This is a genomic window from Microbacterium sp. WHRI 7836 (assembly GCF_040223885.2).
In the GTDB taxonomy this organism is placed as follows: domain Bacteria; phylum Actinomycetota; class Actinomycetes; order Actinomycetales; family Microbacteriaceae; genus Microbacterium; species Microbacterium oxydans.
Window position 1 is genome coordinate 1,016,033 of sequence record NZ_CP168171.1, and the last position, 13,523, is coordinate 1,029,555.

13 protein-coding genes are annotated in these 13,523 nt (G+C 68.0%); 7 read left to right on the forward strand and 6 right to left on the reverse strand.

Annotated elements, in window-relative coordinates:
- Positions 1 to 2 precede the first annotated feature (2 nt).
- Both ABRP18_RS04855 and ABRP18_RS04860 read left to right on the forward strand, forming a co-directional pair.
- The gene (locus ABRP18_RS04855) at positions 3 to 1,106 is read left to right on the forward strand and encodes a hypothetical protein (RefSeq protein WP_058632724.1); all 1,104 of its coding nucleotides are present in this window, start codon (positions 3 to 5) and stop codon (positions 1,104 to 1,106) included.
- The gene (locus tag ABRP18_RS04860; protein ID WP_349885636.1) at positions 1,090 to 2,247 is read left to right on the forward strand and encodes a hypothetical protein; all 1,158 of its coding nucleotides are present in this window, start codon (positions 1,090 to 1,092) and stop codon (positions 2,245 to 2,247) included. The genes ABRP18_RS04855 and ABRP18_RS04860 overlap by 17 nt, the downstream gene beginning before the upstream one ends.
- Before the next feature lie 7 nt (positions 2,248 to 2,254).
- Here the strand turns inward: ABRP18_RS04860 and ABRP18_RS04865 are convergent, their stop codons facing one another.
- A complete protein-coding gene (locus tag ABRP18_RS04865) occupies positions 2,255 to 3,454 on the reverse strand; it encodes a class I SAM-dependent methyltransferase (RefSeq protein ID WP_218867818.1) in 1,200 nt (399 codons plus the stop codon).
- A gap of 164 nt (positions 3,455 to 3,618) precedes the next feature.
- On the opposite strand from ABRP18_RS04865, the gene groES reads away from it, so the two are divergent.
- The 3 genes from groES (at position 3,619) to ABRP18_RS04880 (ending at position 6,428) form a co-directional block, all read left to right on the forward strand.
- Positions 3,619 to 3,915 (forward strand): co-chaperone GroES, encoded by a 297-nt coding sequence (gene groES, locus ABRP18_RS04870; protein WP_017203655.1) that lies wholly within the window; start codon positions 3,619 to 3,621, stop codon positions 3,913 to 3,915.
- A 182-nt stretch (positions 3,916 to 4,097) separates the two neighbouring features.
- A complete protein-coding gene (gene rarD / locus ABRP18_RS04875; RefSeq protein ID WP_058631858.1) occupies positions 4,098 to 5,027 on the forward strand; it encodes an EamA family transporter RarD in 930 nt (309 codons plus the stop codon).
- Between the two features lie 144 nt (positions 5,028 to 5,171).
- Entirely contained in the window at positions 5,172 to 6,428 is a 1,257-nt protein-coding gene (locus tag ABRP18_RS04880; protein ID WP_046747416.1) for an ABC transporter substrate-binding protein, read from the forward strand.
- 92 nt (positions 6,429 to 6,520) lie between these two features.
- Here ABRP18_RS04880 and ABRP18_RS04885 read toward each other — a convergent pair whose 3' ends face one another.
- From ABRP18_RS04885 to ABRP18_RS04900, 4 genes are read right to left on the reverse strand one after another with little or no spacing between them, the layout of a single operon-like run.
- The gene (locus tag ABRP18_RS04885; RefSeq protein ID WP_046747417.1) at positions 6,521 to 7,294 is read right to left on the reverse strand and encodes an ABC transporter ATP-binding protein; all 774 of its coding nucleotides are present in this window, start codon (positions 7,292 to 7,294) and stop codon (positions 6,521 to 6,523) included.
- Complete coding sequence (locus ABRP18_RS04890) at positions 7,291 to 8,304, reverse strand: ABC transporter ATP-binding protein (RefSeq protein WP_374168979.1); 1,014 nt, start codon at positions 8,302 to 8,304, stop codon at positions 7,291 to 7,293. Before ABRP18_RS04890 ends, ABRP18_RS04885 begins: the two co-directional genes overlap by 4 nt.
- Before the next feature lie 40 nt (positions 8,305 to 8,344).
- Positions 8,345 to 9,322 (reverse strand): branched-chain amino acid ABC transporter permease, encoded by a 978-nt coding sequence (locus tag ABRP18_RS04895; protein ID WP_058631857.1) that lies wholly within the window; start codon positions 9,320 to 9,322, stop codon positions 8,345 to 8,347.
- A gap of 5 nt (positions 9,323 to 9,327) precedes the next feature.
- The gene (locus tag ABRP18_RS04900; protein ID WP_371861869.1) at positions 9,328 to 10,677 is read right to left on the reverse strand and encodes a branched-chain amino acid ABC transporter permease; all 1,350 of its coding nucleotides are present in this window, start codon (positions 10,675 to 10,677) and stop codon (positions 9,328 to 9,330) included.
- 252 nt (positions 10,678 to 10,929) lie between these two features.
- Between ABRP18_RS04900 and guaB the strand changes: the two genes are divergently transcribed.
- On the forward strand, positions 10,930 to 12,432 hold the full coding sequence (gene guaB, locus ABRP18_RS04905; RefSeq protein WP_193762333.1) for an IMP dehydrogenase: 1,503 nt from the start codon (positions 10,930 to 10,932) through the stop codon (positions 12,430 to 12,432).
- A gap of 65 nt (positions 12,433 to 12,497) precedes the next feature.
- Here guaB and ABRP18_RS04910 read toward each other — a convergent pair whose 3' ends face one another.
- Positions 12,498 to 12,920, reverse strand: a complete 423-nt coding sequence (locus ABRP18_RS04910) for a DUF4190 domain-containing protein (RefSeq protein ID WP_349885637.1) — start codon at positions 12,918 to 12,920, stop codon at positions 12,498 to 12,500.
- Positions 12,921 to 13,085: 165 nt separating this feature from the next.
- Between ABRP18_RS04910 and ABRP18_RS04915 the strand changes: the two genes are divergently transcribed.
- The gene (locus tag ABRP18_RS04915) at positions 13,086 to 13,400 is read left to right on the forward strand and encodes a DUF2277 domain-containing protein (protein WP_061018604.1); all 315 of its coding nucleotides are present in this window, start codon (positions 13,086 to 13,088) and stop codon (positions 13,398 to 13,400) included.
- The last annotated feature ends 123 nt before the right edge of the window (positions 13,401 to 13,523 follow it).

Consider the following 13,523-nt stretch of genomic DNA (forward strand, 5'->3'; position numbering starts at 1 on the left):
CGATGTCGGACGCGGCCGAGCTCGCCGAGCTGCGCTCACTGCAGGCGCGGGCGTACGGTCGCGATGCATCGCTCACGGCGGCCGAAGCGCTCAGACTGCGCGAACTGGAGCGGCGCCGTGCCGAGCCGACGCCCGAGGTCGCGGATCCGCCCGTCGGAGCTCCTGTCGCAGCCTCGACGCCGGAGACAGGGAACGAGGAGCCTCAGACAGAGGACCTGCCGGGTTCGACCGACGGCGATGTGACGACGACCGGCATGGACCCGGGAGACTCGGGCGGCTCCGGGCGGCCACCGGGCAGATCATGGCTGCGTACGCGCTGGCTTCCGCTCGCCGCTGCCGTCGCGACGCTGGTGCTGGTCGGTGTCGGGCTCGGATGGGCGCTGTCTGGCGGGTCCGGGCCCGCCACCGTCGCCCTGAGTCCGGAGCAGCAGGAGTGGCAGAGCTCCCTGCTCGCCAGCGGGAACTACGACCGGGGCTCGCTGCGCGCCCTCGCCGTCGAGGAAGGTGCGGTCATCTGGGTGGCGACGAAGAATGCCGCCGCGATCACCTGCCTGCTCGTGGCGACCTCGCCGTCTGCACTGCCCAGCTGCGAGCGCACCGAGACGGTGGGCAGGACGGGACTGTTCGGCGCGGTCACGCTCGAGTCGAAGGCGGACACCCGCCGCGAGCTCAACGTGCAGATGGTGTTCACGGCCTCCGGCGAGCCTGCCGTCGCCGCGAACGTGGCGGAGTTCGGACCGGGCACCACCAATGGGATGACGTGGGCGAATGCCGACGAGGCGGAGAAGGCCAAGCGCATCGCGGATCAGGGGTTCCAGATCAACTCGCTGTGGGTGGTCGGCTATGACGGCGATGTGCCGGTGTGGACCGGAATGGAGCTCGACGGCTTCCAGACCTGCTTGATCTACGACGGCTCGGACGCGGCGTTCCCCCGGGTGTGCGCCGATGCGCTCACGATGCAGGAGCAGAGCGCCACCCTCGTGCTGAACGTGGTGGACGAGCCCAGCGGTGAGGTCGTCCGCCTGGAGCTTCCGACCGCCAGCAACGGGCACTCCTCTCTGATGATCACGCGCGAAGGAGGTGCTGACGGTGCTGCCGGAGAATGACGCCGATGAGCTGCGACAGCTCCAGCGCCGCGCGTACGGCCGCGACGGCGCCGCGACCGAGGGGGAGCTGCGGCGGTTGCGTGAGCTCGAGGATGCACGGCGAGCGTCACCCGCCCCCTCGGCTCCCGCACCGGATGACGATTCCCGGCCAGCGCCGCCCGAACCCGCGGCCGACGTCGCCTCAGCGGCAGCGCCGGTCGTCGGTGAAGGGACCGAGCCGCCCTCCGATAGCGACGTGCCGCGCCGGCGGGAGATCCTCGCCCGGACGCTGCGTCGGCTCCCCGTGCTCGTGCCCGTGGTCTCCGTCCTGCTGCTGGCGGCCGGAGTGGGCATCGGCTGGGCGGTGTTCGCGCCGCCATCGCCGGAGGTCACGCTGACGGCGGTGCAGCAGGACCGCCGTTACGCGCTCGCCGCAGCCGACTTCGATCCCGGCTCGGTCGTGCCCCTCGCGCGAGAGGGGGATGCGCTGGCCTGGTACGCGACCCGTGAGGAGGCCGGCATCCGGTGCCTGATCCTCGACGTCGGCGCGCAGTCGCAGTCGACCTGCCTCCCGGTCGACAGCATCGGGCGCGGCCTGAGCGCGACGATCCCGGTCCCCATGGAGGACAGCGGTGACACCCCTCGCGGAGTGGAGGCGGTGAGCGCCTCGATGCTCCTCTCGACGACGGGGGAGCCGATCGTCACCCTGGAACGCTGGCCGATGACGTCTTCTTCACCGTCGCAGTTCGCGGGTGCGGAGCGGTCACGCGCGGAGGAGCTGGCCGGCGAGGGGTTCGTCTCGTCCCTCGAGATCGTCGGTTCCTTCCGCACCTTGCCGGTGTGGACCGGGGACCGCGTGTCGGATCTGGGCACCGTCGAGAAGTGCCTCATCGTCGATGCGGTCGATGCGATGACCTGCGCCGCCTCCACCGCCGCCGTCGAGTCCGGTCTCGAAACGCGGATCGACCGCGTCGACGGCGGAGACGGTGCGCTCATCGGCACCTCGACTCTCGCGGCGAGGTTCACGAGGTGGCAGACGCCCTACCTCGTCATCACCGAGGCATCGCCGGGGAAGGGAGGCCCGGGCGAGATCGTCCGGGTCGAGGCCCCACCCGGTGACCCCATCGTGGTCGAACCGCCGGGCCGCGATCCGGACGGCTGAGCGGACGTCAGCTCGCCGCGGGCACCCGGTCGGCGAGGATCGCGCGGCGCTGGTCGCCGATACGGACGAGGATCAGCGTCGCGTCCTGGTCTCCGCGCAGCGTGAGCTTCTTCCGGAAGGCGGCGGGATCGACATCCACTCCGCGTTTCTTGATCTCCAGGCGTCCGACATCGTTCGCCTTGAGCGCGGCGTTGATCGCCTTGGGGCTCGCCGGAAGCGTCTCCCTGACGCGGAAGGACTGCACGAACGGACTGGTCAGGGCTGCGTCGGATGTCAGATAGGCGATGTGTTCGTCGAGCATGCCGGCGTCGAGACTGCGGGCGACCTCTCCGATCAGCCGCGCGCGGATCACCGCCCCGTCCGGCTCGTGCAGGAAGGCGCCGAGCTCGCGCACGGGCTCATCGGCGGTGTCGGCCGCAGCCATGAGCTCGTGCGAGCGCTCGCCGCGGATCACCAGTGCCGCGCGGCGCACTCCTTCTCGGGCGAGGGATCCGCTCCACACGACGAGTTCGACCACGCTGCCGTCGGCGCTCACCCACTGCGCCTCGGCATCGGCGGGCAGTGCGTCGCGGTCGTGAGCCGGTCCGAGCTTGATGCCGGTCGGGCGACGTGCGGCCACATCGAACGCCCAGTCCAGGGAGGGGGAGTAGTCGTCGGCGGAGACACGCCTGGTCTCGCTGTGCCCGGAGGTGCGTCTGGCCGGGTCCATCCAGACCGCGTCCCCGTCGTCCAGTCTGGAGAGGGCTTCCTCCGCCGTCTCGTGCCGCACCGCGGCGTCGTCGCCGAACGGCGCCAGGTTGTATGCCGCGATGGCGGAGGTGACCTCGTCGGCGTCGACGGCGTGCACTTGGAGTCCGGCTCCGGCGAAGGCGAGCGCATCGCCGCCGATACCGCAGCCGAGGTCGGCTACACGGGTGAAGCCCGACTGACGGATGCGCTGGGCGTGCCGTGCCGCGACACCGAGCCGCGTCGCCTGCTCGAGGCCGGCCCTGGTGAAGAGCATGCGGGCGGCGAAGGGGCCGAACTTCGTCGCTGCCCTCGACCGCAGGTGCGCCTGCCCGACGACGGCGGACACGAGGTCGGGGGAGTGGCCGGCCGCACGCAGCCGCGACACCGCTCGCGCGACCTCGGTGGTCGACTCGATGGGACCGGTCGTGTCGAGAAGCTCGAGACCTTCGGGGGTGAGCAGGGCGCGCAGCTCGGACATCTCCACGGTCTCAGCCTAATCGGCCGCGCCTCGAGCCGACCCGCGTCGCTCACTGGCACTCGCATTGCGTGAGTGCCAGCCGAGCGCCTAGACTGGATTAGCACTCTCGGGTTGAGAGTGCGAACAAGTCTTTCGTGTCAGCGTCAAGAAAGAAGAGGTAGACCGTGTCGGTTTCCATCAAGCCGCTCGAGGACCGCATCGTCATCAAGCAGGTCGAGGCCGAGCAGACCACCGCGAGTGGCCTGGTCATCCCCGACACCGCCAAGGAGAAGCCCCAGGAGGGCGAGGTCGTGGCGGTCGGCCCCGGCCGCATCGACGACAACGGCAACCGTGTTCCGCTCGACGTCGCCGTCGGCGACCGCGTGCTCTACAGCAAGTACGGCGGCACCGAGGTGAAGTTCGGCGCAGACGAGTTCCTCGTCCTGTCGGCTCGCGACGTCCTGGCGGTCGTCGTCCGCTGATCTGCTGAACCTATTCCCCGCCTCTCATGAGGGGCAGGGTGAGGTCCTCGAAGGGGGCCCGGATGCGTCTCGCATCCGGGCCCCCTTCTGCGTCCGCCAGCGGGCATCCCTTTCCTGCCAAACTCCGCCGGGAGGCTCAGCCGTCGCGGTCCGCATCCTCGCCGCGGGCATAGGGTTGTGCGGTGACCCCAGAGACGACCCGCGCCACGCAGACCGCCGGAGTCGCCTACGCCGGAGGGGCGTACCTCCTCTGGGGCGTGCTTCCCCTCTACTTCCTCCTCCTCGTTCCGACGGGTCCGTGGGAGGTCGTGGCCTGGCGGGTGCTGCTCTCCTTCGTCTTCTGCGTCCTGCTGCTCACCGTCACGCGCGGTTGGGTGGCCTTCGGCGTCATCATCCGCCAGCCGAAGCTGCTGGGGTTGACCGCGCTGGCGGGTCTGCTGATCTATGTGAACTGGCAGGTGTTCCTGATCGGAACGCTCAGCGGCAACGTCGTCGAGACGAGCCTGGGGTACTTCATCAACCCGATCACGACCGTGCTGCTGGGTGTCTTCGTGCTGAAGGAGCGCATCCGCCGACTGCAGTGGGCAGCCATCGCCATCGCGGCGATCGCCGTCATCGTGATCGTCGTCGCCTACCGGCAGTTCCCGTGGATCGCGCTGTCGCTGACCGCGTCCTTCGGCGTGTACGGGCTCATCAAGAAGAAGATCGGCCCTGCGGTCGATGCGATCAGCGGCCTGACTCTGGAGTCGTTCTGGCTGATCCCCATCGCGGTGGCGCAGCTGATCATCGTCGCGCTCACGTCGGGCATCACGATGGGCGCGAACGGGTGGGCGCACGCGTTGCTGCTGGCCTTCGCCGGTGTCGCCACGGCCGTTCCGCTGCTGCTCTTCGCCGCGGGAACCCGACGCATCAACCTCACGGTGATCGGCATGATCCAGTTCATCACCCCCGTCATGCAGTTCCTCATCGGGGTCCTGGTGCTGCACGAGCCGATGCCGGCCGAGCGCTGGGCCGGCTTCATCATCGTGTGGATCGCGATCGGCGTCTTCGTGGTCGACCTCCTGCTCGCCGCGCGACGAGGGCGCAGGATTCCACGGGTCGAAGCCGCCTGATCCCGAGGACCACGGGTCAGGGAACCCGGTCCCGGATCGTTAACGCACCGAGACACTTGCACCCCCTGCGCGCGATACTCACGCCCTAGTGTTAGAGCACCCGATTGTGGTCACATTCCACGTTCAGTTACGCAAGGGAGCATCATGAACGCATTGAAGGGCTCGCGCACAGCGAAGGTCTTCGCCGGGATCGCACTGGTCAGTGCATCCGCCATCGTCATCGCTGGTTGCAGCAGCACTCCGAGCGGGGAGAGCGGCGGCAGTGACAAGCCCGCAGCCGATCTGACGCTCAAGCTCGGCTCGCTGCTTCCGCAGACCGGCTCGCTGGCGTTCCTCGGCCCGCCCATGGAGTCGGGCGTCGGGCTGGCGGTCCAGGAGGTCAACGACGCGGCCGCCGGCATCACGATCGACCTGACGGCCGAAGACGAGGGCGACACCGACACCAAGGCCTACGAGACCTCGATCACCAAGCTGCAGGGCGCCGGCGTCTCCGCCATCGTCGGAGCTGCCGCATCCGGTGTCTCCAAGCTCATCCTCGACGGCAACGTCAGCGCCGGGATCCTCCAGATCTCCGCGTCGAACACCTCGCCCGACTTCACCACGTGGGATGACAACGGTCTGTACTTCCGCACCGCCCCCAGCGACCTGCTGCAGGGCGAGGTGCTCGGCAACCTCATCGCCGAGGACGGCGCGAAGACGCTCGGCATCATCTACCAGAACGACGCGTACGGCACGGGCCTCGACGCGGCGATCAAGGAGACCTTCGAGGGCACCGGCGGCGAGGTCGTCGCCGAGGCGTCGTTCAACGTCGGCGACGCGCAGTTCGACGCCCAGGTCGAGACGATCAAGGCGCAGAACCCCGACGCGGTCGCGATCGTGTCGTTCGACCAGTTCAAGACCATCGCGCCTCTGCTGGTGAACGCCGGCATCTCGGCCGACAAGTTCTACATGGTCGACGGCAACCTGTCCGACTACGGCTCGGAGATCCCGGTCTCGCTCGAGGGCGCGCAGGGAACCAAGGCCGGCCCCGCACTCGCCGACGACTTCACCTCGCGTCTGCAGGACTTCTGGACGGGCGAGGGCAACGCCGAGGTCAAGGACTTCACCTACGCGGCTGAGGCGTACGACGCCGTCATCCTCGTGGCGCTGGCCTCCCTGGCCGCTGGCTCGACGGACGGCGCGGACATCGCGGCCAAGATGCAGGAGGTGTCGGGCGGCTCCGGTGACGGCAAGAAGTGCACCAGCTTCGCCGACTGCGCCAAGATCATCAACGACGGCGGCACGGCCGACTACGACGGCTACTCCGGTGACGTCACGTTCGATGAGGCCGGCGACCCGCAGGGTGCGTCGATCGGCATCTACAAGTACGGTGCCGACAACATGATCACCCGCACCAACTGATCAGACGATCACACGACGAAGGCCCCGGATCCGATCCGGGGCCTTTGTCGTGGTGTCGGCGGCTTTCTCGCTCGCGGCTTCTCGCTCGCCGCTCAGGCGGCGTCGGTGCCGAGCGTGCCGAGATAGAGACCGATGACCTTGGGGTCGTTCAGCAGGTCCCTGCCACTTCCCTCGTGCGCGTCCTTGCCCTGATCGAGGACGTACCCTCGGTCGCAGATCTGCAGGCAGCGTCGAGCATTCTGCTCCACCATGATCGTCGTGACACCGGCCTTGTTGATGTCGGAGACCCGGATGAACGCGTCGTCCTGTCGCACGGGGGAGAGGCCGGCCGACGGCTCGTCGAGCAGCAGCACCGACGGGTCCATCATGAGGGCACGGGACATGGCGACCATCTGCCGCTCACCACCGGAGAGCGAACCGGCGCGCTGCTTGAGGCGCTTGCCCAGCTCAGCGAAGATGCCGGTGACGAACTCGAGTCGCTCGTCGTAGATCTTGGGGTTCTGGTACAGCCCCATCTGCAGGTTCTCCTCGATCGACAGCGAGGGGAAGACGTTGTTGGTCTGCGGCACGAAGGCCACTCCGCGCCGGACGAGCTTGTCGGCCTTCAGACCCACGATGCTCTCACCCTTCACCGTGATGTCGCCGCTTCGCACGTTCACGAGCCCGAAGATGGCCTTCAGGAGAGTGGACTTCCCCGCCCCGTTCGGACCGATGATCCCGATCAGCTCTCCCTGCCGCGCCACGAGGTTGGCACCGTTGAGGATGTTCACACCGGGAAGATAGCCGGCATGGACGTCGGTCAGCTTCACGACGACATCGTCCTGAGCCGCGCTCGTCGCTGCATCGGTCGGCGTTTCCCCGCTCATGCGGTGCCCTTTCCCTCGGTATCGGTATCGGTAGCGGTGCCGGGAACCGGATCGGTCGCCTCGAGCTCGGCCTCCGCCTCCGCTTCGATCTCCTCGCGGAGCCTGCTGGCGGCGGCATCGGGGAGCACCGGGATACGTCCGGTGACGGCGCCGAGGTCCACGTCCTGGTGTGCACCGAGGTACGCGTCAACGACAGCCGGGTTCTCCATGACCTCGTCGGGAGGGCCCTCCGCGACGACCCGCCCCTCGGCCATCACGATCACCCAGTCGGCGATGTGACGCACCATGTGCATGTCGTGCTCGACGAAGAGCACGGTCATGCCCTCCTCCTTCAGGTCGAGGATGTGGTCGAGGAGCGACTGCGTGAGCGCGGGGTTGACGCCGGCCATGGGCTCGTCGAGCATCACCAGCGTCGGGTCGCTCATCAGCGCCCTGGCCATCTCGAGGAGCTTGCGCTGGCCACCCGAGAGGGCCGCGGCGAAGTCCTTCTCCTTCGCGTCGAGCTTGAAGCGCGTCAGCAGTTCGCGCGCCTTGGCCTCGATCTCGTTGTCCTGTGCCCTCCAGAGGACAGGGAACAGGCTGGACCAGAATCCCTCACCGCGCTGATGCGGAGCGCCCAGCTTCATGTTCTCGAGCACCGTGAGCAGCGAGAGCGACTTGGTGAGCTGGAACGTGCGTACCTGGCCCATCCTGGCCACCTTGAACGACGGCACCCCGGAGAGGCTCGTGCCGTCGAACGACCACGTGCCGCTGTTGGGCTTGTCGAATCCGCAGAGCAGGTTGAAGAGCGTCGTCTTGCCTGCTCCGTTCGGGCCGATCAGCGCGGTGATGGCTCCTCGGGGGACTTCGAGGTGATCGACGTCGACGGCGGTCAGGCCTCCGAAGCGACGCTGGACGGCGTCGACGACGAGGATCGGATCGACCTTCGCGACTCCGGGCTTCACCTCACCCGTGGTCAGGCCGGTGGTCTTCGGGCGTCGGATGCTCCCCGTGGAGGGAGCCGCGGTCACCGCGGCGTCCGCCGAGCCGGGGACCTGTTCCGGGGTCAGTTCATTTGACAAAGGTCATCTCCCTCTTGTCTCCGAGGATGCCCTGCGGGCGGAAGATCACGAGCAGCATCAGGGCGATGCCGACGAAGACGAAGACGAGGGTCGACGCCTGGCTGTCGGTCATCGGCAGCAGCCCGGCCTTCGCCATCGACGGGAGCAGGTTGGCCATGAAGGCGAACACCACCCAGAAGAGCACCGCACCGAGCGTGGGTCCGAACACCGTGGCCGCGCCTCCCAGGAGGAGGATCGTCCACAGGAAGAACGTCAGCGACGTCGAATAGCTGCCGGGGACGACCGCGGAGGGGAGGACGAAGACGATCCCACCCGCGGCACCGATCACACCACCCACGACGAGCGCCTGCATCTTGTAGGCGAAGACGTTCTTGCCCAGCGAGCGCACGGCGTCCTCGTCTTCGCGGATGCCCTTGAGCACGCGGCCCCACGGGCTGCGCATCAGCGCCCACACCAGCAGGATGGCGATGACCAGGACGATCACGCCGAACACGCGGTTCCAGAGGTCGTTCGCGCTGTACGTCCAGGGTCCGAACCCGTAGGTCCCCGGCGGGATGGGGTTCGCGTCGCGGAATCCGCCGTTGTACTGGGCGAGGCCGTCGGCGCTGTTGGTCCATTCGTCGAACACCTGCGTGGTGAAGAGGAGACGGACGATCTCGCCCGCGGCGATCGTGGCGATCGCGAGATAGTCGGCGCGGAGCCGCAGCGTAGGTATGCCCAGGAGCACGGCGAAGAGGGCGCCGCCGACCAGGCCGATCAGCATGCCGATCCACCACGGCAGGCCGAAGCTGAGCACCGAGATGGCGTAGCCGTAGCCGCCGATCGCCATGAACGCCGCCATGCCGAAGTTGAGCAGTCCGGCGTATCCGAAGTGCACGGCGAGGCCGGTCGCCGCGAGCGCGTAGGCGATGGTGACCGGGCTGAACAGGTAGACGGCCGTGTTCGAGAAGATGCTTCCGAAGTCCATGGCGATCAGCCCAACCTTTCCCTGCGTCCGAGCAGCCCTTGAGGTCTCACGAGGAGGATGAGGATGAGGATCACGAGAGCACTCGCATACTTGAGGTCGGACGGGATCCACAGCGTCGACACCTCGACAGCCATGCCGACGATGAGAGATCCGACCAGAGCGCCGAACGCCGTGCCGAGGCCGCCGAGGGTGATCGCGGCGAAGATCAGCAGGAGCATCTGCATCCCCATGTCCCACTTCACGCCGGGGCGAAAGTACGCCCACAGGATGCCGGAGATGGCGGCGAGCGTTCCCGCGAGGATCCAGACGTAACGGATCACACGGTCGACGTCGATCCCGGACGCGGCAGCGAGCTGCGGGTTGTCGGAGATCGCGCGGGTGGCCTTGCCGATGCGGGTGCGCGTCAGGAAGAAGGCCACGGCCAGGATCACGACGATGCTCACACCCATCGCGATCATGTCGATGTAGGACAGGGAGATCGGCCCGAACTGAATCGGGGTGGGGCTGGCACCGGGGAGCTGATATGTGCCTCCGCCGATGATGAACTGGAACGCGTATCGCAGCGCGAGCGAGAGCCCGATGCTGACGATCATCAGCTGGACGACACCGAGACCGCGCCGGCGGAGCGGACGCCAGATCCCGGCATCCAGCGCCCAGCCGAACAGGCCGCCGCCGATGACGGCTGCGACGATGCCGAGCCAGAGAGGAAGGTGCCAGAACGTGGTCGTGACGAGGGCGACGAGGCCGCCCCACGTGACCATCTCGGCGTGCGCGAAGTTGGAGAGGCGCGTGGTGCCGTAGATGAGGGCAGCGCCCATCGAGGCGAGAGCCAGCAGGAGTCCGAAGTTCAGTCCGCCGACGAGGCGTGAGAGCAGCTGGTCGACGAAGGAGACGGTGACCCGTTGCCCCTCGCCGAGGAAGAGGTTCATGATCTTCGTCCCGGTGAGGCCGAACTCGACTTCGAAGGAGGCCGTGGTCCCGGCGATCGGCTGGGTGCCCTCCGGGAGCTGGGTCGCATCGACGATCACGCCGTCCGGCAGCGTCGACTCATCGACCGTGAGGGTGTACTTCTCCTTCTCGGGCACGTACAGGCGCCATTTGCCGTCGGCATCGGTCTCGGTCTCGCCGTCGAAGCCCTTGCCCTCGATGGTCATGACCACGCCTTCGACCGGCTGGTCGTCGAAGGTCACGACGCCGGCGAAGTAGAAGTCGGTGACCTCCTGCCCGTCGTCCGTCGTCTCGGCCGAGGCCGCTGACGGGGGCAGGAACAGGAACGCTGTGAGCGCCATGAGGATACTGAGGAAGGCGACCACCCAGGGTCGCTTTCGCTGCACGGCGAGTGTTGTGGGTCCCACGCAACCTCCACTTTGAGTGCTGTGTCTCTGCGATCTCGGGTTTGTCCGCAGAGATGGACGACGCACTTGAGCGTAATGCGCCATCGCCGATTCACCTACGGTCGGTGCCAACGGTCCGGTAACGACGCGGCTCTGGGAATGTTCTCGGGCGTGTCTCGCTTAGAATCTTCATACGGGCCGCGGCCCCGCACCGGCCGACGTCGACCACCCCCTCGCACTCGGACATGCGCGACTCGCGCAGAAGGAGAATCCATGGAACAGCACGATCCCTTCGGCTTCGTCGGACTGACGTACGATGACGTGCTGTTGCTCCCCGGGCACACCGATGTCATCCCCAGCGAGGCCGACACCTCGTCGCGCATCACCCGGCGCATCTCGGTCGCGACGCCGCTCCTCTCGAGCGCCATGGACACGGTCACCGAGTCGCGGATGGCGATCGCGATGGCGCGTGAAGGCGGCATCGGCATCCTGCACCGCAACCTCTCCATCGCCGACCAGGCAGCGCACGTCGACCGCGTCAAGCGCAGCGAGTCCGGCATGATCACCGACCCGATCACCACGACGCAGGATGCGACGGTCGAAGAGGTCGACAACCTCTGCGCGAAGTACCGCATCTCCGGCCTCCCCGTCGTCGACGACGAGGGCAGGCTCGTCGGCATCATCACCAACCGCGACATGCGCTTCGTCTCCGGCTTCGAGCGGCAGACCACCTTCGTCAAGGACGTCATGACGCGGGAGAACCTCGTCACCGCTCCGGTGGGCGTGGCCGCAGGCGAGGTCATCGCCCTGTTCGCGAAGCACCGTGTCGAGAAGCTGCCGCTCATCGACGACGACGGCAAGCTCGCCGGTCTCATCACCATCAAGGACTTCGACAAGAGCGAGAAGTACCCGCTCGCCACCAAGGACGACCAGGGGCGTCTGCGCGTCGGCGCGGCGATCGGCTTCTTCGGCGACGCGTGGGAGCGTGCCGAGGCGCTGCGCGATGCCGGGGTCGACGTCCTCGTGGTCGACACGGCCAACGGGCAGTCGCAGGGTGTCATCGACCTCGTCCGCCGGCTCAAGGCCGACGAGTCCTTCGCACACATCGACGTCATCGGCGGCAACGTCGCCACCCGTGAAGGCGCTCAGGCTCTCATCGATGCCGGAGTCGACGCGGTCAAGGTCGGCGTCGGCCCCGGGTCCATCTGCACCACCCGCGTCGTCGCCGGCGTGGGTGTGCCGCAGGTGACCGCGGTCTACGAGGCTTCGCTCGCCGCTCGTCCCGCAGGCGTTCCGGTCATCGCCGACGGTGGTCTGCAGTACTCGGGCGACATCGCCAAGGCGCTCGTCGCCGGTGCCGACGCCGTGATGCTCGGCTCGCTCCTCGCCGGAACCGACGAGTCGCCGGGCGAGATCGTCTTCCAGTCGGGCAAGCAGTTCAAGCAGTACCGCGGCATGGGCTCGCTCGGCGCGATGCAGACGCGCGGCAAGCAGACCTCGTACTCGAAGGACCGCTACTTCCAGGCCGATGTCCCGAGCGACGACAAGCTGATCCCCGAGGGCATCGAGGGCCAGGTCCCGTACCGCGGACCGCTCGCTGCGGTCGCCTATCAGCTGGTGGGCGGGCTGCGTCAGTCGATGTTCTACGTCGGAGCGCGCACGATCGAGGAGCTCAAGACGCGCGGCAAGTTCGTGCGCATCACCTCGGCAGGGCTCAAGGAGTCGCACCCGCACGACGTGCAGATCGTGGTCGAGGCGCCGAACTACAAGAAGTAGGCGTGACACGAAGAGGGGCCGGATGCGCATCGCATCCGGCCCCTCTTCGTGTCACGCCGCTGCGGTCACCCGCAGGTGTAGGTGACGCCGTTGACTTCCCAGACGCCGGCGCCCAGCTCGGCGCACGTGCCGAAGATCGCGGCGAAGACGGTGACGGACAGGATGATCCCGATGATGCCGAGGATCGTCAGGATCGCGCCGACGATGATGCCCGCGATGGCCAGTCCCTTCGGCTGCCCGGTCTTGCCGAGTTTCACCGCGGCGACGATGCTCAGGATGAGTCCGATCGGCGCCGCCAGGAAGGCGAGGACCAGACCGACGATCGACAGGACGCGACCGGGAGGCGTGGGCTCCGGCTGCGGGTACGCCGGTGCCGTGGGTGCCGGATAGGCCGGGGCTGCGGTCGGCGGAGCGGGAGGGGCAGCGGGCGGTGTCGTCGGGGTCGAGGAGTCGGCAGCGGGCGGTTCGGGGAACGGCGGGTTCGTCATGGTCTGTCCTGTCGACGGGGGTGGGGATCGCACTGGCGGCCCGGATAGCCCCGAGCGTAGCGAGCGGCCCTCGGCGGCACCATCCCCTGTCGTCGGTCCGACCCCGGTGGGCGGGGAGACGCCGCGACTCTTCCGTCGACCCGCCGTGCGGCGTAGCGTGCGGGTATGTGCCGCAACATCATCCCGCTGAACAACCTCGAGCCCGCTGCGACCGCGCAGGAATGCCACGATGCGGCGTTGCAGTTCGTGCGCAAGATCGCCGGGACCACGGCGCCGTCGCGGGCGAACCAGGCCGTCTTCGAGAGCGCGGTCGACGAGATCGCGGCTGTCGTCGACCGTCTCCTGGGTGAGCTCGTCACCACCGCACCTCCGAAGAATCGTGAGGACGAGGCGGCGAAGCGACGGGCGCGCTCGGCCGAGCGGTACGAGGCGATCCGGGTGTTCCAGGAGGAGAAGCGCGCCGCCCGCGCAGGAGCGTAGGCGCATACCGTCGCAATGGCGGCGGCGTATGCCAGAATCGTCATACCCCGCTCGACTTTCCCTGCGGTCCCGGTGTTGAAGGCCCCGAGATCGCGCCGCCGATCCCCATCGGTCAGGGAACCT

Bases quoted from the DNA above. Each gene is read 5' to 3' on its own strand.
- ABRP18_RS04895 (WP_058631857.1), bottom strand. From the start codon at position 9,322: ATGGACTTCGGAAGCATCTTCTCGAACACGGCCGTCTACCTGTTCAGC.
- ABRP18_RS04915 (WP_061018604.1), top strand. From the start codon at position 13,086: ATGTGCCGCAACATCATCCCGCTGAACAACCTCGAGCCCGCTGCGACC.
- ABRP18_RS04885 (WP_046747417.1), bottom strand. From the start codon at position 7,294: ATGAGCGGGGAAACGCCGACCGATGCAGCGACGAGCGCGGCTCAGGAC.
- guaB (WP_193762333.1), top strand. From the start codon at position 10,930: ATGGAACAGCACGATCCCTTCGGCTTCGTCGGACTGACGTACGATGAC.
- ABRP18_RS04880 (WP_046747416.1), top strand. From the start codon at position 5,172: ATGAACGCATTGAAGGGCTCGCGCACAGCGAAGGTCTTCGCCGGGATC.
- ABRP18_RS04855 (WP_058632724.1), top strand. From the start codon at position 3: ATGTCGGACGCGGCCGAGCTCGCCGAGCTGCGCTCACTGCAGGCGCGG.
- ABRP18_RS04865 (WP_218867818.1), bottom strand. From the start codon at position 3,454: ATGTCCGAGCTGCGCGCCCTGCTCACCCCCGAAGGTCTCGAGCTTCTC.
- ABRP18_RS04910 (WP_349885637.1), bottom strand. From the start codon at position 12,920: ATGACGAACCCGCCGTTCCCCGAACCGCCCGCTGCCGACTCCTCGACC.